General features: G+C 71.9%; 12 protein-coding genes. 8 read left to right on the top strand and 4 right to left on the bottom strand.

Annotated features, from left to right (window positions below):
* The first annotated feature begins 52 nt into the window (after window positions 1-52).
* Both J2X63_RS16405 and J2X63_RS16400 read left to right on the top strand, forming a co-directional pair.
* Window positions 53-1,945: a hypothetical protein gene (locus J2X63_RS16405; RefSeq protein WP_309979176.1), complete on the top strand. Its 1,893-nt coding sequence runs from the start codon at window positions 53-55 to the stop codon at window positions 1,943-1,945.
* Window positions 1,942-2,883, top strand: coding sequence for a tetratricopeptide repeat protein (locus J2X63_RS16400; RefSeq protein WP_309979173.1), 942 nt, complete (start codon window positions 1,942-1,944; stop codon window positions 2,881-2,883). Before J2X63_RS16405 ends, J2X63_RS16400 begins: the two co-directional genes overlap by 4 nt.
* Window positions 2,884-2,976: 93 nt before the next feature.
* Here J2X63_RS16400 and glgB read toward each other — a convergent pair whose 3' ends face one another.
* Both glgB and J2X63_RS16390 read right to left on the bottom strand, forming a co-directional pair.
* Window positions 2,977-5,181 (bottom strand): 1,4-alpha-glucan branching protein GlgB, encoded by a 2,205-nt coding sequence (glgB, locus tag J2X63_RS16395; RefSeq protein WP_309979171.1) that lies wholly within the window; start codon window positions 5,179-5,181, stop codon window positions 2,977-2,979.
* Entirely contained in the window at window positions 5,174-7,234 is a 2,061-nt protein-coding gene (locus tag J2X63_RS16390; RefSeq protein WP_309979168.1) for a maltotransferase domain-containing protein, read from the bottom strand. The genes glgB and J2X63_RS16390 overlap by 8 nt, the downstream gene beginning before the upstream one ends.
* A 62-nt stretch (window positions 7,235-7,296) precedes the next feature.
* Between J2X63_RS16390 and glgP the strand changes: the two genes are divergently transcribed.
* A complete protein-coding gene (glgP, locus tag J2X63_RS16385; protein ID WP_309979166.1) occupies window positions 7,297-9,873 on the top strand; it encodes an alpha-glucan family phosphorylase in 2,577 nt (858 codons plus the stop codon).
* A gap of 1 nt (window position 9,874) precedes the next feature.
* Here glgP and ybaK read toward each other — a convergent pair whose 3' ends face one another.
* Window positions 9,875-10,372 (bottom strand): Cys-tRNA(Pro) deacylase, encoded by a 498-nt coding sequence (gene ybaK, locus J2X63_RS16380; RefSeq protein ID WP_309979164.1) that lies wholly within the window; start codon window positions 10,370-10,372, stop codon window positions 9,875-9,877.
* The gene (gene glgX, locus J2X63_RS16375; RefSeq protein WP_309979162.1) at window positions 10,372-12,462 is read right to left on the bottom strand and encodes a glycogen debranching protein GlgX; all 2,091 of its coding nucleotides are present in this window, start codon (window positions 12,460-12,462) and stop codon (window positions 10,372-10,374) included. The genes ybaK and glgX overlap by 1 nt, the downstream gene beginning before the upstream one ends.
* A 60-nt stretch (window positions 12,463-12,522) precedes the next feature.
* Between glgX and J2X63_RS16370 the strand changes: the two genes are divergently transcribed.
* From J2X63_RS16370 to J2X63_RS16350, 5 genes are all read left to right on the top strand, one after another.
* Complete coding sequence (locus J2X63_RS16370; RefSeq protein ID WP_309979160.1) at window positions 12,523-13,755, top strand: cysteine desulfurase family protein; 1,233 nt, start codon at window positions 12,523-12,525, stop codon at window positions 13,753-13,755.
* A gap of 114 nt (window positions 13,756-13,869) precedes the next feature.
* Entirely contained in the window at window positions 13,870-14,976 is a 1,107-nt protein-coding gene (gene mnmA, locus J2X63_RS16365) for a tRNA 2-thiouridine(34) synthase MnmA (protein ID WP_309979159.1), read from the top strand.
* A 144-nt stretch (window positions 14,977-15,120) separates the two neighbouring features.
* Window positions 15,121-15,942, top strand: coding sequence for a YrzE family protein (locus J2X63_RS16360; protein ID WP_309979157.1), 822 nt, complete (start codon window positions 15,121-15,123; stop codon window positions 15,940-15,942).
* A 39-nt stretch (window positions 15,943-15,981) separates the two neighbouring features.
* On the top strand, window positions 15,982-18,255 hold the full coding sequence (gene ligA / locus J2X63_RS16355; protein ID WP_309979156.1) for an NAD-dependent DNA ligase LigA: 2,274 nt from the start codon (window positions 15,982-15,984) through the stop codon (window positions 18,253-18,255).
* A 16-nt stretch (window positions 18,256-18,271) separates the two neighbouring features.
* Window positions 18,272-20,056 (top strand): alkaline phosphatase family protein, encoded by a 1,785-nt coding sequence (locus tag J2X63_RS16350; protein ID WP_309979154.1) that lies wholly within the window; start codon window positions 18,272-18,274, stop codon window positions 20,054-20,056.
* Window positions 20,057-20,094: the final 38 nt, after the last annotated feature.

The following is a 20,094-nucleotide window of genomic DNA, read 5'->3' as shown; positions in this document are numbered from 1 at the left end:
ATGTGGAGCGTCCCTGTTCGAAGCCGCGGATCGCGGCACCGGAGGTTTCTTCGTGCGCTTCGCCCTCGCAATCGTGGCGTTCATCGCTGCGGCCGTGATGATCGGGTTCGGCATCGCCCAGCGCACCGTCTTCCTCGACCCCGACCGTGTCGTGCTGTCGACGGAGGTCGATTCCGACGCCGCCTACACGGTCATCGAACCCGACGCCCTCGGCGCCTACGCGGGCAAGCAGACGATCACCGTCTCGGGTCCCGACACGGTCTTCGTGGCCTACGGGCGCGACACCGACGTCGCGGCGTGGATCGGCGACTCGCCCTACACGAGCGTGCACTACGACGCCGACGCAGAGCGATTCACGAGTGAGACGGTCGAGCCCGAGCCGGCCGACGATGCCGCCGCGACGACCGATCCGACCATCCCTCCGACGCCTGACGCGCCAGCGACGGATGCCGCGACCGAGCCGGTCGCCGACCCGGCCGCCTCGCCGTCGGGATCGGACCTCTGGCTCGACGAGTTCACCGCGGAGCGCACCATCTCCACCACCATCGACGTGCCCGACGACATCTCGGTGCTGCTCGCGAGCGACGGCACCGCTCCGGCCCCCGACGCCATCACGATCGCCTGGCCGCTCGACAACTCGACACCGTGGGCGGGCCCGCTGCTCGCCGGTGGCGCGCTCGTGTTCCTCGGCGGCATCGCCCTGCTCGTCTCGGGCTTCGTGCACCACCGCCGGTCGCGCGGGCCCCGACGCAACCTCCCCACCGGCCCGCGCGGCAGGGGCAAGCTGCCCAGCGCGCCGAAGCCGCCGGCGCTCCGACGCAGCCAGGTGAGCGGTCGGCGTGCCGTCGGCGGTGCCAAGCGGGTCGCACTCGTGCCGCTCGTCGTGCTGCCGGCCATCGCGCTCAGCGCGTGCTCCTCCGACTACTGGCCCACGTTCGACCAGGCGCCGCCGACGACCGCCGCGGCCACCGAGACCCCGGTTCCCACGGATGCGCCGGCCACGGACGACGCCGCAGCCGAGGACGAGATGGAGCCGGCCGTGACCGTGCCGCAGATGGAGCGCATCATGCGCAGCATCGCGGTGTCGACGACCGAGACCGACTCCGCGCTCGACGCCCAGGGACTCACCGCGCGCTTCACCGGGCCCGCGCTGGCCGCGCGCCAGGCCAACTACGCGATCCGCGGCACCCTGCCCGACCACCCCGCGCTGCCACCGATCCCGGCGTCGCCGCTCACGCTGACCCTCCCGCAGCAGGTGGCGGGCTGGCCGGCCAGCGGCCGCACGGTGCTCACCATCGCGACGAACAGCGACGACCCGACCGTGGCGCCGACCGCGCTGGTGCTCCAGCAGGCGACCCCGCGCGACAACTACAAGATCGTCTACGCCATGTCGCTGGCACCCGACGCGGACGTGCCGGAGGTCGCCCCGGCCTCGATCGGCGCACCGCTCATCTCGCCGGAGTTCAAGGGCCTCGTCATGGAGCCCGGACAGGTCGCTGCGGCCTACGCGGACGTGCTCCTGAAGGGCGACGCCTCGGAGTTCGCGACGATGTTCGACGCAGAGGGCGACGCGCTCCGCGAGCAGCTCGGGCCGACCGGCCAGCAGGCCATCAGCGATGCGCTTCCCCCGACGGCGGATGTCGCGTTCTCGAACGCCGTCGGGGCGAGCCCCACCGTGGCGCTCGCCACGAACGACTCGGGCGCCCTCGTCAGCGTGTCGATCGAGCAGACCGAGAAGGTCACGCCGAACGACGGCGGCACCATCGGGTTCCAGGAGGGCGCGCCGGGCCGGGCCCTCTCGGGCTTCGTCGACAAGAGCGCCAAGGGCGTGCAGCGCGTCATCGGCGTGCAGTTGCTGTTCTACGTGCCGGGCGTGGGCTCGGACGAGAAGATCCGCCTCCTCGGCTGGTCCGAGAGCCTGATCGGAGCATCGGAGATACCGTGAGCGACCCCATCCAGCCGAGCGGCCTTCGCGGCGCCGTCGACCTGTCCTCCCTCGTGCAGCGCCCGCCGGCGCAGCGGCAGCCCGGCGGCGCCGACCCGTCGGCCGGAACGGGCGACGCGATCGTGTTCGAGACGGATGACGCCGCCTTCGGCGCCACGCTCGAACTCTCGCGCACCGTTCCCGTCGTGGTCGTGCTGTGGGCCTCGTGGAGCGAGCAGTCGATCGCCCTCGTCGAGACCCTCGACCGGCTCGTGCGGGCGCGCGAGGGTCGCCTCGTGCTCGCCGCCGCCGACGCCGATCGCAGTCCGCAACTCGTGCAGGCGTTCCAGGCGCAGGCGATCCCCACCGTGGTCGCCGTGGTCGCCGGCCAGCCCGTGCCGCTGTTCGCCGGCGTACAGCCCGACGACGTCATCGAGCAGGTCTTCGACCAGCTGCTCGAGCTCGGAGCCCAGCACGGCGTCTCCGGCCACGTCGAGGCGGGCGGCGATCCCGGGGAAGGCCCGGCCGAACCCGTCGAGCCGCCGCTGCCCCCGCTGCACCAGGAGGCGTACGACGCCATCGAGCGCGGCGACTTCGAGGCCGCGGCATCCGCGTACCGCACGGCCATCGCGCAGGACCCGCGCGACTCGCTCGCCGTCGCCGGCCTGGCGCAGGCGAACCTGCTGTGGCGCCTGCAGGGCAAGACCCTCGACGCCATCCGAAATGCGGCCGCCTCGGCACCCGACGACCTCGAGGCGCAGCTCGACGTCGCCGACCTCGACCTGTCGGGCGGGCACATCGACGACGCGTTCGACCGCCTGCTGACGCTGTTCCCCAAGCTCGACGCCGACGGCAAGCGTGCCGTGCGCGAGCGGCTCGTGGAGCTGTTCGAGGTCGTGGGCACCGACGACCCCCGCGTGATCGCGGCGCGCCGGCGGCTCACGAACCTGCTCTACTGACGCGCCACCGGCGAGGCTGACGCGCCACCGGCCAAGCTGACGCGCCACCGGCGAGGCTGACGCGTCACCGGCGAAGCCGGGCCGCGCAACGCCTCAGCGCTCCAGCCGGAACCAGACGGCCGCGAGCGGGGGCAGCGTGAACGACGCCGACGCCGGTCGGCCCGACCACGGGTCGTCCGTCGCCTCGACCCCGCCGAGGTTGCCGACGCCCGAGCCGCCGAACTCCGCGGCATCCGAGTTCAGGACCTCGATCCAGCGCCCGGCGGACGGGAGGCCGAGGCGGAAGCCCTCGTGCGGCCGGCCCGCGAAGTTGACCACGCAGAGGAGCGGCCGGCGGTCGCGGTCGTACCGGATGAACGCGATCACGTTCTCGTTCGCCGCGCCGCCTTCGACCCACTCGAACCCCGAGGCGTCGTCGTCGAGCTGCCACAGCGCCGCGGTCTCACGGTAGGTGCGGTTCAGCGCCCCCACGAACTCGGCGAGCTGGCGGTGCGAGGGCTGGTCGAGGATCCACCAGTCGAGGCCGCGCTCCTCGCTCCACTCCGAGAGCTGGCCGAACTCCTGGCCCATGAAGAGCAGTTGCTTGCCCGGGTGCGCCCACATGTACGACAGGTAGGCGCGCACGTTGGCGAGCTGCTGCCAGTGGTCGCCCGGCATCTTGCGGATGAGCGAGCCCTTGCCGTGCACGACCTCGTCGTGGCTGATCGGCAGCACGAAGTGCTCGCTGAACGCATAGAGGAACGAGAAGGTGAGGTCGTGATGATGGTGCGCGCGGTACATCGGGTCCTTCGAGATGTACTGCAGCGTGTCGTGCATCCAGCCCATGTTCCACTTGAAGCCGAAGCCGAGGCCCCCTGACGACGTGGGCGCGGTCACGCCCGGCCATGACGTCGACTCCTCGGCGATCATGACGATGCCGGGGTTGCGCTTGTACGCCGTCGCCGTGGCCTCCTGCAGGAACGAGATGGCTTCGAGGTGCTCGCGGCCGCCGTACTGGTTCGGCAGCCACTCGCCGTCCTCGCGGGAGTAGTCGAGGTACAGCATCGAGGCGACCGCGTCGACGCGGAGCCCGTCCACGTGCATCTCCTCGAGCCAGAACAGCGCGTTGGCGACGAGGAAGTTGCGCACGCGCGGGTTGCCGAAGTCGAAGACGTAGGTGCCCCAGTCCTTCTGCTCACCACGACGGGGGTCGGGATGCTCGTACAGCGGCTCGCCGTCGAACCGCGCCAGCGCCCAGTCGTCCTTCGGGAAGTGGCCCGGAACCCAGTCCATGATCACGCCGATGCCGGCCCGGTGCAGCCGGTCGATGAGGTACTTCAGGTCGTCGGGGCTGCCGAATCGCGAGGTGATCGCGTAGTAGCCGGTCACCTGGTAGCCCCATGACCCGCCGAACGGATGCTCCGCCAGCGGCATGAACTCCACGTGCGTGTACCCGAGCCAGTCGAGGTACTCGATCAGCTCGTCGGCGACGTCGCGGTAGCCGCGGCCCGGGCGCCAGGACCCGAGGTGCAGCTCGTACGTGCTCATCGGGCGCTCGTGCGGATTCGTGACCGCGCGCTGCGACATCCACTCGCCGTCGCCCCACTCGTAGGAGCTGACGCTCACGACCGACGCCGTCGACGGGGCGATCTCGGCCTGCCTGGCCATCGGGTCGGCCTTCATGATCCAGTGCCCGGCCGGGGTCAGGATCTCGAACTTGTAGATCGTTCCGGGCTCGAGCTCGGGCACGAACAGCTCCCACACCCCCGTGCCGCCCATGCTCCGCATCGCATGCCCGGCGCCGTCCCAGCGGTTGAACTCGCCGACGACGCGCACGGCGCCGGCGCGGGGCGCCCAGACGGTGAATGAGGTGCCGCGCACACCGCCGCCGACACCCCAGTGCTCGCGGTGGTGGGCACCGAGCACCTGCCAGAGCTGCTCGTGCCGACCTTCGCCGATGAGGTGCAGGTCGAGCTCCCCGATGGTCGGCGCGAACCGGTAGGGGTCGTCGCTCGTCCACTCGTCGTCGCCGTAGCGAGCGCGGATCAGGTAATCGACGGGACCGAAGTCGCCGGCGCCGGCCCAGATGCCGTGCCCCACATGCTCGAGCGGCAGCACGTCCCCGCCGTCGAGCAGCGCGTCGACGCGGTCGGCGAGCGGCCGCCGCGTGCGGATGACCGTGTGCACGCCGGGCGTGCCGGCCAGCTCGAAGCCGTGCTGGCCGAGCACCGAGTGCGGATCGGCGTGTCGTCCCTCGGCGACGGCGACGAGCTGCGCGTCGTCGACCGCGGGGCCCGCCTTCGGCATCCGCTCAGTCATCGCTGCCTCGCACCACGTGCAGGATGTGCGCCGGTCGCGTGAAGGCGTCGAGGCGCACGTAGTTGGCGTCGCCCCAGTCCCAGCGATCACCGGTGACGAGGTCCTCCACCTCGAATCGGATGCCGGGGGTGAGCCCGATGGCGGCGAGATCGAGGTGCACGGTGGTCTCCCTCACGGAGTGCGGGTCGACGTTCGCGACCACGATGACGGTGTCGTCGCGCCCGTCGGGCGTGAACCGGCCCGGGAGGTGCTTGGAGTACACGACCACGGCGTCATCCTCGCTGGCGTGGAAGCGGATGTTGCGCAATTGCCCGAGCGCGGGGTGCGCGGCGCGGATCGCGTTGAGGATGCCGAGGTACAGGGCGAGCGAGCGGCCCTCGGCCTCGGCGGCCGCGAAATCGCGTGGCTTGTACTCGTACTTCTCGTTGTCGATGGCCTCCTCGGCCCCCGGCCTGGCCACCGACTCGAAGAGCTCGAAGCCCGCGTAGACGCCCCACGTGGGCGCCGCGGTCGCGGCGATCGTCGCGCGTACCGTGAACGCGGCCGGGCCGCCGAACTGGAGGTACTCGGTGAGGATGTCGGGCGTGTTCACGAAGAGGTTCGGCCGCATGAAGTCGGCCGTCTCCTGCGACACCGAGGTGAGGAACTCCTCGAGCTCCTCCTTGGTGTTGCGCCACGTGAAGTAGGAGTAGGACTGCTGGAAGCCCGCCATGGCGAGCGCCTGCATCATCGCCGGGCGGGTGAACGCCTCGGCGAGGAACACCACGTCGGGGTCCTCGGCGTTGACGGCGCCGATGAGCCGCTCCCAGAACATGAGCGGCTTGGTGTGGGGGTTGTCCACGCGGAAGATCTTCACGCCCTGCTTCATCCAGTGCCGGACGATGCGCAGCACCTCGACGAAGATGCCCTCGGGGTCGTCGTCGAAGTTCACCGGATAGATGTCCTGGTACTTCTTCGGCGGGTTCTCGGCGTAGCGGATGGTGCCGTCGGGCAACTGCGTGAACCAGTCGGGATGCTCCGCCACCCACGGGTGATCGGGGGAGGCCTGCAGCGCGAGGTCGAGGGCGACCTCCATGCCGAGGGCGGCCGCGCGCCGCACGAAGGCGCGGAAGTCGGCCAGGGTGCCGAGATCGGGGTGCACGGCGTCATGCCCGCCCGCGGCTCCGCCGATCGCCCAGGGCGAGCCGGGATCGTTCGGCCCGGGATCGAGGGTGTTGTTGCGGCCCTTTCGGTTCGTCACCCCGATCGGGTGGATCGGCGGCAGGTACACCACGTCGAAGCCCATCGCCGCGACGCCGTCGAGCCGCTTCATCGCCGTGCGGAACGTGCCGCTCTTCCAGCTGCCGTCCTTCAGCCGGCGCGCGCCCTCCGAGCGGGGGAAGAACTCGTACCAGGAACCGACTCCGGCGCGGCGCCGCTCGACGAGGATCTCGTGCTCGGGCGAGTCGCTCGTGAGCTCGGCGAGCGGCCAGGCGGTGAAGACGTCGAGCGCCGGTGCGTCGAGGAGGGGCCGGCGATCGTCGACGGATGCCGCATCGTCGCGCAGCGCGGCCGCGAGGGCCGTGAGCCTGCGGCGCGCCGCGATGGGCCGCGCCTTCTCGGCGGCGGCCCGATCGAGGAGGCGTGCGCCGATCTCGTACATCAGCTCGGCGTCGACGCCGGCGTCGATCTTCAGGGCCGCGTCATGCCGCCAGGTGGCGATCTCGTCGTCGAAGCCGGTGACGTGCCAGCGCCAGATGCCGCGCTCGTCGAGGAGCACCCAGGCCTCCCACCGGTCGGTGCCCGCCGTGAGGGGCGACATCCGCACGTGGCGCACGGTGCCCGACGGGCTCGTCAGCACGAGCATCGCGCCGACCTGGTCGTGGCCCTCGCGGAACACCGTGGCGCGGAACGGCACCACCTCGCCCTCGAAGGCCTTGGGTCTCCAGCGGTCGTCGGGGAGGGCGGGGGTGACCCGGGTCACCGGGATCCGGCCGGCCAGTACGTCTCGGGAGGTCACCTTCCGACCGTAGCGCGGATCACGTCGCCTCGCGCGTGGTTGACGCCGCGGCATGCCGATGCCGGCCGAACGGCCCGTTCACGCATTCGTCACGCCGGCGACCTAGGGTGGAGCGCGTGAAGCCGATCCGCAAGTTCACCGTCCGTGCCGTCGTGCCGGGCTCCTTGGCCGCCCTCGAGGAGCTCGCCGGCAACCTCCGGTGGTCGTGGCACGAGCCGACGAAGCGCCTGTTCGAGCACATCGACCCCGAGCTGTGGCGCTCGACCCGACGTGATCCCGGCGCGTTCCTCGGCGAGGTCGATCCGGCGAGGCTCGACGAGCTCGCCGCCGACGCGGGATACGTGGAGTGGGCGGAGGGCGAACGTGCGAGCCTTCGCGACTACCTGTCGCAGCCTCGCTGGTTCCAGTCGCTCGGAACGGACGCACCGCGTGCCGTGGCGTACTTCTCGCCCGAGTTCGGCATCACGGCGGCCCTGCCGCAGTACTCGGGCGGCCTCGGCATCCTCGCCGGCGACCACCTGAAGGCGGCCTCCGACCTGGGGGTGCCGCTCATCGGCGTGGGCCTGTTCTACAAGGCCGGCTACTTCGCGCAGTCCATCTCGCCCGACGGCTGGCAGCAGGAGCGGTATCCCGTGCTGGATCCCGACGGCCTGCCGCTGTCGGTCCTCCGTCGACCCGACGGCTCGCCCGTGCAGGTCACGCTCGCGCTCCCCGACGAGGCGTCGCTGCACGCCCGGGTCTGGAGGGCGGCGGTGGGACGCATCACGCTGCTCATGCTCGACACGGACATCCCGGCGAACACCGACGAGCTGCGCTCGGTCACCGACCGCCTCTACGGCGGCGGCGGCGAGCACCGGCTCCTGCAGGAACTGCTCCTCGGCATCGGCGGGGCGCGGGCGGTGCGCGCCTTCACCGAGCTCCGCGGCGGGCCCGCGCCCGACGTGTTCCACATGAACGAGGGCCATGCCGGATTCCTCGGCCTCGAGCGCATCGCGACGCACATCGCCGACGGCTGCACGTTCGCCGAGGCCCTGCAGCTCGTGCGCGCAGGCACCGTCTTCACGACGCACACGCCCGTGCCAGCGGGCATCGACCGCTTCGACCGCGCCCTCGTCGCGCGGTATCTCACGAGCTCGCTGCTGCCGGGCGTCGACCCGGCCGATGCGCTCGCGCTCGGGGTGGAGCCCGGGGCCGATCCGTCGACCAGCGCGTTCAACATGGCGGTCATGGGCCTCCGTCTCGCGCAGCGTGCGAACGGCGTCTCGAAGCTGCACGGGCAGGTCAGCCGCCGCATGTTCGGCGACCTGTGGCCGGGATTCGACGCCGACGAGGTGCCGATCACGTCGATCACGAACGGCGTGCACGCGCCGACCTGGACCGACCCCGCCCTGCTCGGCCTGGCCGAGGCCCGGCTCGGCACGGGCGACACCGAGCACGCCGACTGGACGAGTCCCGCCGTGAGCGACGCCGAGTTCTGGGCCGTGAAGCGCGCGATGCGGCTGCAGCTCGTCGAGGACGCGCGACGCAGGCTCGCCGCATCCTGGGCCGAGCAGCACGACGGGGCGTCCGCGCCGAAGTGGCTCACCCAGGTGCTCGACCCCGACACGCTCACGGTCGGATTCGCCCGGCGCGTGCCGACGTACAAGCGCCTCACGCTCATGCTGAGCGACCCCGAGCGGCTGAAGTCGATCCTGACGAACCCCGAGCGGCCGGTGCAGTTCGTGATCGCCGGCAAGTCGCATCCGGCCGACGACGAGGGCAAGCGGCTCATCCAGCAGCTCGTGCAGTTCGCGCAGCAGCCCGAGCTGCGCGACCGCATCGTGTTCCTCCCCGACTACGACATGGGCATGGCCGAACTGCTCTATCCCGGGTGCGACGTGTGGCTGAACAACCCGCTGCGGCCGCTCGAGGCGTGCGGCACGTCGGGCATGAAGGCGGCCATGAACGGCGCCCTCAACCTGTCGATCCTCGACGGCTGGTGGGCCGAGTTCGCCGGCGACGACTACGGCTGGGTGATCCCGTCAGCGGATGCCGCCGGCGACGCCGGCGAGCGGGATGCGCTCGAGGCAGCCGCCCTCTACGAGCTGCTCGAGCACCGCGTCGCGACCCGGTACTACGAGCGCGACGCCGACGGGGTGCCCGTGGAGTGGGTGCGCCGGGTGCGGCAGACGCTCGCGACGCTGGTGCCGCAGCTCGGCGCGGATCGCATGGTGCGCCAGTACGTCGACGAGCTGTACCGCCCGGCGGCCGAGCAGGCGGCCCGCGTGGAAGCCGACGCCGACCGCGGCGCGCGCGAGCTCGCGGCGTTCGATGCCCGCGTCCGTGCGTCGTGGCCGCGCGTACAGGTCGTGCACGTCGAGTCGGGCGGCGTCGAGTCGCCCCACGTCGGCGACGAGCTGCGGCTGCGCGCCTACGTGGAGCTCGACGGGCTCTCGCCCGACGACGTGGCCGTGGAGGTCGTCTACGGCCGCAGCCGCACCGACGAGACGATCGAGGGGGTGCGTCGCACGCCGCTGGCTCCCGAGCCGGGCGACGGGTGGGATGCCACGCCGGGAAGCGGGGCGCAGCGCCTGTACACCGGCACGGTCGTGCTCGACCGGGCGGGCGCGTTCGGCTACACCGTGCGGGTGGTGCCGCGGCATCCGCTGCTCGTCTCAGCCGCCGAGCTGGGACTCGTCACGGTCGCGGGCTGACTCAGCGGGTGCGGGCGATCGCGGCGTAGCGGCCCGACGTGACGGCGAGCAGGTCGTCGGGTGCGAGCTCGAGGTCGAGGCCGCGGCGACCGCCCGAGACGTAGACCGTCTCGCAGAGGATCGCCGACTCGTCGAGCACGGTCGGCAGGGGCGTCTTCTGGCCGATCGGGCTGATGCCGCCCACCACGTAGCCCGTCTTCCGCTCGGCGAGGGCCGGATCGGCCATCTCGGCCCGCTTGCCGCCGAGGGCCTGGGCGAGCGCCTTCAGGTCGAGCTGCATCGCGACGGGCACGATGCCCACGGCGAGGGCGCCGTCGACCGTCGCGAGGAGCGTCTTGAAGACCCGGTCGGGGTCGAGGCCGAGCTTCTCCGCCGCTTCGAGCCCGTAGGCCGCGGCGCGTGGGTCGTGCTCGTACGCGTGCGCCGTGAACGCGATGCCGGCCCGGGCCAGCGCGACCGTGGCGGGCGTGCCCGCCGTCGCATCCGTGCGCCTGGCCATCAGACGGCCCCGGACACGACGTCCGGCTGGTCGCCGTGGGCGCGGAAGAGGTGCATCGAGAGCGCGGGGATCGGGATGCGCTCGCCCGGCGCATGCTCGGTGGGATCGTCGACGGGCTGCTCGCCCGCCGAGTCCCAGAGCAGGGTGTAGCCCGTGACGCCCGGGTGGTCGGGCAGCACCACCTCGGTCGGCGCGCCGTGCGCATGCACGACGAGCAGGATGCGGTTGAACGCCTCGAACTCGGGCGTCGACGCCGCGAGGTACTGCAGGGTGCGCTCCTCGGGCGAGTGCCAGTCGTCGATGGTCATGGTGGTGCCCTCGGCGGTGAACCAGTCCATCTGCGACGCGCTCGGGGTGGTCTCGCCGAGGCGGCCGAACCGCACCGGCCGGATCGCCGGGTTCTCCTCGCGCACGCGCAGGAGCCGCCTCGTGGTCTCGAGGATGCTCGCGTCGCGCTCGTCGTCGCGCCACGACAGCCACGTGAGCTCGGAGTCGTGGCAGTAGGCGTTGTTGTTGCCGCGCTGGGTGCGGCCGTACTCGTCGCCGGCTGTGATCATCGGCACCCCGGCGGAGAGCAGGAGCGTCCCCAGCAGGTTGCGGATCGTGCGGCGCCGGTCCGCGTTGACGAGCGGGTCGTCGGATCCGCCCTCGACGCCGTGGTTGTAGGAGTTGTTGCCGTCGGTGCCGTCGCGGTTCTGCTCGCCGTTGCCGAGGTTGTGCTTCACGTCGAAGGTCGTGAGGTCGGCGAGCGTGAAGCCGTCGTGTGCGGTCACGAAGTTGAGGCTGGCGAGCGGGCCACGCTCGAGGGAGAAGGTGTTCGAGGAGCCGGCGAGCCGGGTCGCGAAGCGGCCGATGCCGCTGCCCGCCGTGCCGGTCTGCCGCTCCCTGCGGAGGTCGCCCAGCCAGAAATCGCGCATCCGGTCGCGGTAGCGGTCGTTCCACTCGCTGAACCCCGCGGGGAAGTTGCCGGTCTGCCAGCCGCCCGGGCCGACGTCCCAGGGTTCGGCGATGAGCTTCGCGGTGCTCAGCACGGGATCCTCGAGCATGGCGCGCAGCAGCGGGTGCTCGGGCGTGTACACGCCGTGGTCGTCGCGGCCGAGGGTCGCCGCCAGGTCGAGGCGGAATCCGTCGACCTGCAGCTCGTCGGCGAAGTACCGCATGGAGTCGAGCACGAGGCGCTGGGCGGCGACATGGCCCACGTCGAGCGTGTTGCCGCAGCCGGTCGTGTCGACGTACCTGCCGTGTGCATCGTGCCGGTAGTACGACGCGTTGTCGATGCCGCGGAACGAGTACGTCGGTCCCTGCCGGCCTTCTTCGGCGGTGTGGTTGTAGACGACGTCGAGCACGACCTCGAGGCCGGCCTCGTGAAGCCGTCGCACCATGCCGGCGAACTCACGCCGCACCGCCCCGGCGCCCTCCGCCTGTGCAGCGGCCGAGGCGTACGGCGCGTGCGCGGCGAAGAAGGCGAGGGTGTTGTAGCCCCAGTAGTTGAGCCGCCCCTGGCGCACGAGGCGCTGCTCGGACACGAACGCGTGCACGGGCAGCAGCTCGACGGTGGTGATGCCGAGGCCCGTCAGGTACTCGAGCGATGCATCGTGCGCGAGGCCGGCGTAGGTGCCGCGCAGCGGCTCGGGGATCGTCTCGTTGAGCTTGGAGAACCCGCGCACGTGGGTCTCGTACACGACGGTGTGGTCGAGCGGCACGCGCGGCTTCGCGATGCCGCCCCACTCGAACCCGCTCTCGGCGAGTGGCGCGAGGGCGACGCCGCGCCACGATCCGTCGGCCACGGGCGCGAGGCCCCGGGCATAGGGGTCGAGCAGGGTGTGCGCCGGGTTGAACGCGTGGTCGGAGCCCGCTGGCCCGTCGACGCGGAGCCCATAGCGGGCGCCGGGAACGAGCGCCGTCGACGACGCCTCCCACACCCCGTGGGCCCCGCGCACCAGCGGCGTGCGCTCGACCGCCCACGCCAGGTCGCCGTTCGCGAACACCTCGAGATCGACGGAGGTCGCGTGCTCGGACCAGACCCGGATCGTCCCGCCGTCGGCGCCCGCGCGGACGCCGAGGTCGCGGAGGGGGTCGGCGGCAGGCATGCGATCTACAGTAGTTCGTGTGCAAGCGCTCCCAGTCCGGGAGTGAGAGGAGTGGTGCGCATGGTGTACCTCGACCACGCCGCGACCACGCCGATGCGGCCCGAGGCGATCGAGGCGCTCACCGCCGCGCTCGCCGTGGTCGGGAATCCGTCGTCGATCCACAGCGCCGGCCAGCAGGCGAAGCGACTGCTCGAGGAGGCGCGTGAGCGCATCGCGGCCACGCTCGGCGCCGACGGCATCGAGCTCGTCTTCACGGGCAACGGAACTGAAGCCGTGAACCTCGCCGTCAAGGGCCTCTGGTGGAGCCGGCAGGGCAGCGGAGCGGGCCGGGCGTCGAGGCCACGCATCCTCGTGCCCGCCGGTGAGCACCACGCGACCGTCGACACCGTCGAGTGGCTCGCCGTCCACGAGGGCGCCGTCGTCGTCGAACTGCCGCTCGACGAGCTCGGGCGGCTGCGGCTCGACGTGCTCGAGGCCGAGCTCGCCCGGGACGCGGCGTCCGTCGCCCTCGTCACCATGCTGTGGGCCAACAACGAGGTCGGCACGATCCAGCCGGTCGAGGAGGTCGCCCGCCTCACCGCGCGCGCCGGCGTGCCCCTCCACGTCGACGCGATCGCGGCCTACGGCCAGGTGTCGATCGACGTTCACGCGCTGCGGCGGGCGACGGATGCGCCGGCCGGCGGCGGTCTCGTCGCCCTCAGCGTCTCCGCGCACAAGATCGGCGGCCCCGCCGGCATCGGCGCGCTCGTGCTCGACCGCACGGCCGCCGTCGAGCCGCTCATCCACGGCGGCGGACAGCAGCGGAAGGTCCGCTCGGGCACGCAGGACGTCGCCGCGGCCGCCTCGTTCGCCGCCGCCGCCGTCGCCGTACACGACCGGCTCGACGACGACGCGCGGCGCATGGCGGCGCTGCGCGACCGGCTCATCCGCGGCGCGCTCGCCGCGGTGCCCGACGCCCGACTCTCGGGCGACCCCGACGCGGCCGGACGCCTGCCCGGCAACGTGCATCTCTCGTTCCCCGGGTGCGAGGGCGACTCGCTCCTCTTCCTCCTCGATGCCGCCGGAGTCGCCGTGTCCACCGGCTCGGCGTGCCAGGCCGGCGTGCCCGAGCCGTCGCACGTGCTCATGGCGATGGGGCGCTCGGAGGCCGACGCACGGGGTGCACTGCGCATCACGCTGGGGCACGCCTCCACCGACGACGACGTCACCGCATTCCTCGCCGCGCTGCCCCGCGCCCACGCCCAGGCCGCGAAGGCGGGGCTCGCCGGCCGGGCGACCTCCTTCGATCGCTGAGGACGGCCCGGAGGCATCCGGTCGACCCTCGGCCCTGGGCATCCCTCCGAGGGATCCGCTCGAGGGCGGCCGCTCAGGGGCATCCGCTCAGGCAGGCCTGCCTACACTGGACGGGTGAAGGTCCTGGCAGCGATGAGCGGCGGCGTCGACAGCGCCGTGGCTGCGGCGCGCGCGGTGGACGCCGGTCACGAGGTGGTCGGCGTGCACCTGGCGCTCAGCCGCATGCCCGGCACGCTGCGCACCGGCAGTCGAGGGTGCTGCACCATCGAGGACTCGATGGACGCCCAGCGTGCCGCGAACGTGCTCGGCATCCCGTACTACGTGTGGGACTTCTCCGAGCGGTTCAAGGCCGACGTCGTCGACGACTTCATCGCCGAGTACTCCGCCGGCCGCACCCCCAACCCGTGCATGCGCTGCAACGAGCGCATCAAGTTCGCCGCCCTGCTCGAGAAGGCGCTCGCGCTCGGGTTCGACGCCGTGGCGACCGGCCATTACGCCACGATCGTCACGGATGCCGCGGGCAACCGCGAACTGCACCGGGCGAGCGCGTGGGCGAAGGACCAGAGCTACGTGCTCGGCGTGCTGACCGCCGAGCAGCTTGCCCACGCCTACTTCCCGCTCGGCGACACTCCCTCGAAGCAGCTCGTGCGCGAAGAGGCGGCACGACGCGGACTCTCGGTCGCGCAGAAGCCCGACTCGCACGACATCTGCTTCATCCCCGACGGCGACACGAAGGGCTGGCTCGCCGAGCGCGTCGGCGTCGAGCAGGGCGACATCGTCGACCGCTCGGGAGAGGTGGTCGGATCCCACGAGGGAGCGCACGCCTACACCGTCGGCCAGCGTCGGGGACTGCACCTCGGCACGCCCGCGCCCGATGGGCGTCCTCGCTTCGTGCTCGAGGTGCGGCCGAAGGAGAACACCGTCGTCGTCGGCCCGAAGGAGGCGCTCGCGACCGCCGAGATCGCGGGCTCCCGCTACACGTGGGCCGGACTTCCCCCTGCCGATGCGTCGACGCCGTTCGCCTGCGAGGTGCAGATCCGCGCCCACGCCGATCCCGCGCCCGCGGTGGCGGTGGTGACCGACGGCGAGCTCGTCGTCACGCCGTCGCATCCGCTCGACGGGGTCGCCCCGGGGCAGACGGCCGTCGTCTACGTCGGCACCCGAGTGCTCGGCCAGTGCACCATCGATCGCACCGTGAGCGCCGTCGGCGTCGACGCCTGACGTGCCTCCGCGCGCCGGCGTACGCGCGCGGATGGCGGCTCGGGGCGGTACCTGTCAAGGCCTGTGCCGTCGGAACCATCACGGCGTAGATTCGCGGCTGCGCTGACATCAGCGGCGCCATCCGAACGACGAGGAGGTTGCACCGTGAGTACCCCACGAGACCCCGCCGCCAGTTATCCCGAGCGACCGGTCACCGCACCGGGGGACACCAGGGCCGTGTCCGCGACGGTGCCCGCCACCGAGCGGACTGATCTGCGGCCCGCCGTGGACCGCGACGCCGACGGCGTCGACGACCGCCGTGAGGTGATCGACCGGAACGCCGACGGCGTCGACGACCGCCGCCAGGTGATCGACCGGAACGCCGACGGCGTCGACGACCGCCGCCAGGTCATGGATCCGGCGCAGCAGCGCCGTGATGTCGTCGCGCGGGAGCGCGAGGCGTTCGGCGGCGTGAAGGTCGGCTCGGCCTTCTTCGGATGGCTCACGGCCGTCGGAACCACGACGCTCCTCACGGCGCTCCTCGCGGCGACCGGAGCAGCGCTCGGCCTCGGCGTGGACGACGCCGAAGCCGCGGCCGACGACATCGGACTGGCTCCCGAGGCGATCGGGTGGATCGGCGCGATCGCGCTGCTCGTCATCCTGTTCGTCGCCTACTACTGCGGTGGCTACGTCGCCGGCCGGATGGCACGCTTCAACGGCATGGTCCAGGGCCTGGCCGTCTGGGTCTGGGCCCTCGTGATCGCCATCGTGGTGGCGCTCCTCGGCGTCCTCATCGGCAGCCGGTTCGACCTCTTCGCCAACCTCAACGTGTTCCCGCGCATCCCCGTGACCGAGGGCGACCTCACGGTCGCCGGCATCGTCACCGCGGTCGTGGTGGCCCTCGCCAGCCTCGGCGGCGCCATCCTCGGCGGCAAGGCGGGCACGCACTACCACCGCAAGGTCGACCGCGCCGGATTCGAGGCGTAGCGGGTCGGCCGCGTCGGAGGGCGTCCCTAGACTGTCGATGTGGCGGACGACGACATCGACCAGGGCATCAGCCTCCCCGACGCGGCCGACGAGGTGGAGCGCCTCACGATTCGCATCAACGAGGCGCGCGACGCGTACTACGAGCGCGACACGACGATCATCTCCGACGCCGAGTACGACGGGCTCATGCACGAGCTCGAGGCCCTCGAGCGCGCGTATCCCGAGCTGCAGAGCCAGGACAGCCCCACGCTGACCGTGGGCGGGCGCGGCGAGACCACCCTCTTCGCGCCGGTCGAGCATGCCGAACGCATGCTCAGCCTCGACAACGTCTTCTCGCCCGACGAGCTCGCCGAGTGGGCGAATCGCGCGCAGGCGTCCGCCGGCCGTCCCGTGCACTGGCTGTGCGAACTCAAGATCGACGGCCTCGCCCTGAACCTCCGCTACGAGCACGGGCGCCTCGTGACCGCGGCCACCCGAGGGGACGGCCGCGTCGGCGAGGACGTCACCGAGAACGTGCGGTACGTCCGGGGCATCCCGACGCAGCTCGCCGGCACGGGGCATCCGCCCCTCGTCGAGGTGCGAGGCGAGGTGTTCTTCCCCACCGCGCTGTTCGACGAGCTCAACGCCCGGCAGACGGCTGCGGGCGAGCGCGAGTTCGCGAATGCGCGGAACGCGGCCAGCGGCTCGCTGCGGCAGAAGGCCGAGAACAAGAACGCGGCCCAGCTCGCCCTCATGCGCGATCGGCTCTCACGGCTGCGCATGCTCGTGCACGGCATCGGCGCCTGGCCCGATCCGCCGGTGTCCTCCCAATCCGAGGTCTACGAGCTGCTCGCCGGATGGGGGCTGCCCACGAGCCCGCACTTCCGCGTGCTCGACTCGGTGCAGGGGGTGCAGGACTTCGTGGCCCACCACGGCGAGCACCGCCACGACGTCGAGCACGAGATCGACGGCATCGTCGTGAAGGTCGACGAGCTCGCCCTGCACGACGAGCTCGGCGCGACCAGCCGGGCGCCCCGCTGGGCGATCGCCTACAAGTACCCGCCCGAGCAGGTGAACACCAAGCTCCTCGACGTGGTCGTGAGCGTCGGGCGCACGGGACGTGCGACGCCGTTCGCGGTCATGGAGCCGGTCCGCGTCGCCGGCTCCGTGGTGCGGCAGGCGACCCTCCACAACCAGGAGGTCGTGAAGGCCAAGGGCGTGCTCATCGGCGACACGGTCGTGCTGCGCAAGGCCGGCGACGTCATCCCCGAGGTGCTCGGCCCCGTCGTCGAACTCCGCGACGGCACCGAGCGGGCCTTCGTCATGCCCGCCGAGTGTCCCGAGTGCGGCACGCCGCTGCGGCCGATGAAGGAGGGCGACATCGACCTCCGCTGCCCCAACGCGCGCAGCTGTCCCGCGCAGGTGCGCGGGCGCGTGGAGCACATCGGCTCGCGGGGCGCCCTCGACGTCGAGGCGCTGGGCGAGGTGTCGGCCGCGGCGCTGACACATCCCGCGGTGCCCGCCGAGCCGCCGCTGCCGACCGAGGCGGGGCTGTTCGACCTGACCGTGCGCGAGCTCTTCCCGATCGAGGTGGTCGTGCGCGACGTCGAGACGGGACTCCCGCGCCTCGAAGACGACGGAACCCCCGTGTACCGGGCGCCGTTCCGCCGACTTCGCCGGCGAACCGGCAAGGGCGCCGACGCCGCCTACGACGCCGATGCCGCCGAGTTCGCCGGCGACCCGACGCATGTGCCGTCGAAGGCGGCCTATGAGCTCGTCGCCAACCTCGAGCTGGCGAAGACCAAGCCGCTCTGGCGCATCCTCGTCGCCCTCAACATCCGGCACGTCGGGCCGGTCGCCGCCCGCGCGCTCGCCGATCACTTCGGCTCGCTCGACGCCATCCGCGCGGCCGAGCGGACCGAGCTCGCCGAGGTCGACGGCGTCGGCCCGATCATCGCCGACTCGCTGCTCGAGTGGTTCGAGGTCGACTGGCACCGCGAGATTCTCGACCGATGGACCGCGTCGGGCGTGCAGTTCGCGACGCCCGGTCATCCCGGTCCGGGCGCGGCCGCGCTGGCTGGGGGAGTGCTCGCCGGGCTCACGATCGTCGCGACCGGCTCGCTCGAGGGGTTCACCCGAGAGGGCGCACAGGAGGCGATCATCGCGGCCGGCGGCAAGGCTGCGTCGAGCGTGTCGAAGAACACCGACTTCGTCGCAGCCGGACCGGGCGCGGGCTCCAAGCTGGCGAAGGCCGAGGCGCTCGGCCTTCGGGTGATCGATGCCGCGCAGTTCGCGCGGCTGGTCGCCGAAGGACCGTCAGCGATCGAGAGCTGAGTGCGGAGGGGGAACCGTGGGCGACGAGGACAGCCGGCCCGATGAGACTGCCGATGACGGCACGGGTCATGAGGCCGACGACGGCCATTCCGGCGGTCGAACCGGTGCCTCCCGTCGCGAATTCCTGCGGATCGGCGGGGCAGCGGCCGCGGGCGCGGTGGTCGGCGGGGCGGCCGGCGCGGCGGTGGGCCATTCGATCGGCTATTCGCGCGGCGTGGACGAGTTCGTGCCCCTCAGCGCGCCGCAGAAGGCGGGGTTCGACCACCTCGTCGTGCTGATGGGCGAGAACCGCTCGTTCGACAACCTGCTCGGCTACCTCTACACCGCAGACGACCTGCCCGACGGCGAGACCTTCGAGGGCCTCGCGTTCGGCGACCACCAGAACACGGCGCCCGACGGCACGGTCGTGGCGGCGCACGTGTACGAGGGCTCGACCGACGAGATCATGGGCCGCCCGAACCCCGACCCGGGCGAGGCGTTCCCGCACGTGAACACCCAGTTGTTCGGCACCATCGACCCGCCGAGCAACGCGACGGCCGAGATGCACGAGATGAAGGAGCCCTACAACACGCCGGCGAAGTCGGCCACCGGTGACATGTCGGGCTTCCTCACCGACTACTGGAACCACTTCACGACCCTGCGCAAGGGCGCGGCGCCGTCAGCCGACGAGGCGAAGCACATCATGGGGTCGTTCTCGCCGCAGATGCTGCCCGTGCTGTCGACGCTCGCGAAGAACTTCGCGGTCTACGACCACTGGCACTGCGCGGTGCCGTCGCAGACCTTCTGCAACCGCTCGTTCTTCCACGCGTCGACGTCGCACGGATTCGTGACCAACGAGCAGGGCGGCGGCTACGACAAGTGGCTCGACGCGCCCGCGGCTCCCACGGTCTTCAACCGGCTCGAGGACGCCGGCGTGTCCTGGCGCATCTACTTCGACGAGCTCCAGCTCGTCTCGTTCACCGGCGTGCTGCACGCCCCGTCGCTCGAGCCGTACTGGCGCACCGCGCACTTCGCCACGATGAGCCAGTTCTACGAGGATGTGCGAGAGGGTCGGCTGCCGGCCTACGCGTTCATCGAGCCGCGTATGACGTACAACCACAACGACTTCCACCCGCCGGTCGGCAAGCTGAAGGAAGACGTGGTCGCGGGCGAGGACGTCGTGGACTCCGCGATCTCCGATGTCCGAGCCGGCGAGGCGCTCGTGCACCAGGTCTACGACGCGATCAGGACGAGTGCCTCGCCCAGTGGCTCGAACGCCATGAACACCATGTTCCTCATCACGTTCGACGAGCACGGCGGCACGTACGACCACGTCACGCCGCCCGAGGCGACCCCGCCTCACGACGACTCGAACGGGGAGATGGGCTTCGGATTCGACCGGCTCGGATGCCGCGTGCCCGCGATCGCCGTCTCCGCGTTCACCCGTGCCGGCACGATCGTGCATGACGAGATGCACCACGCTGCCGTCATCGCCACGTTGTCGCGCCTACACGGACTCGACCCGCTCACGCAGCGCGACGTCGACGCGAAGGACCTCTTCAACGTCGTGAACCTCGAGAAGCCGCGGCAGCCGGTCACCTGGCCGTCGACCACCCCGCAGTTCATCCCGCCGAATCCGCAGGCCGAGGCGCCGCATCCGGCGAACGCCCACAAGGACAAGCCGCTGAGCCCACCTGCGCAGGGACTGCTGGGCCTGCTGATCGCCAAGTACGGCTCGCCCGACGACCCGGTGCCCCAGACCTACGCCGACGCCTACGAGCTGCTGCACAAGTACGGCGTGGGCCTGTTCGGCAAGCCGTAGCGGAGGCCGTGGCGGAGCCGCCGCTGAGCGAACGCCGC

This window comes from Agromyces sp. 3263, from assembly GCF_031456545.1.
Lineage (GTDB): Bacteria > Actinomycetota > Actinomycetes > Actinomycetales > Microbacteriaceae > Agromyces.
This window is presented reverse-complemented; position numbering and strand designations above follow the sequence as displayed.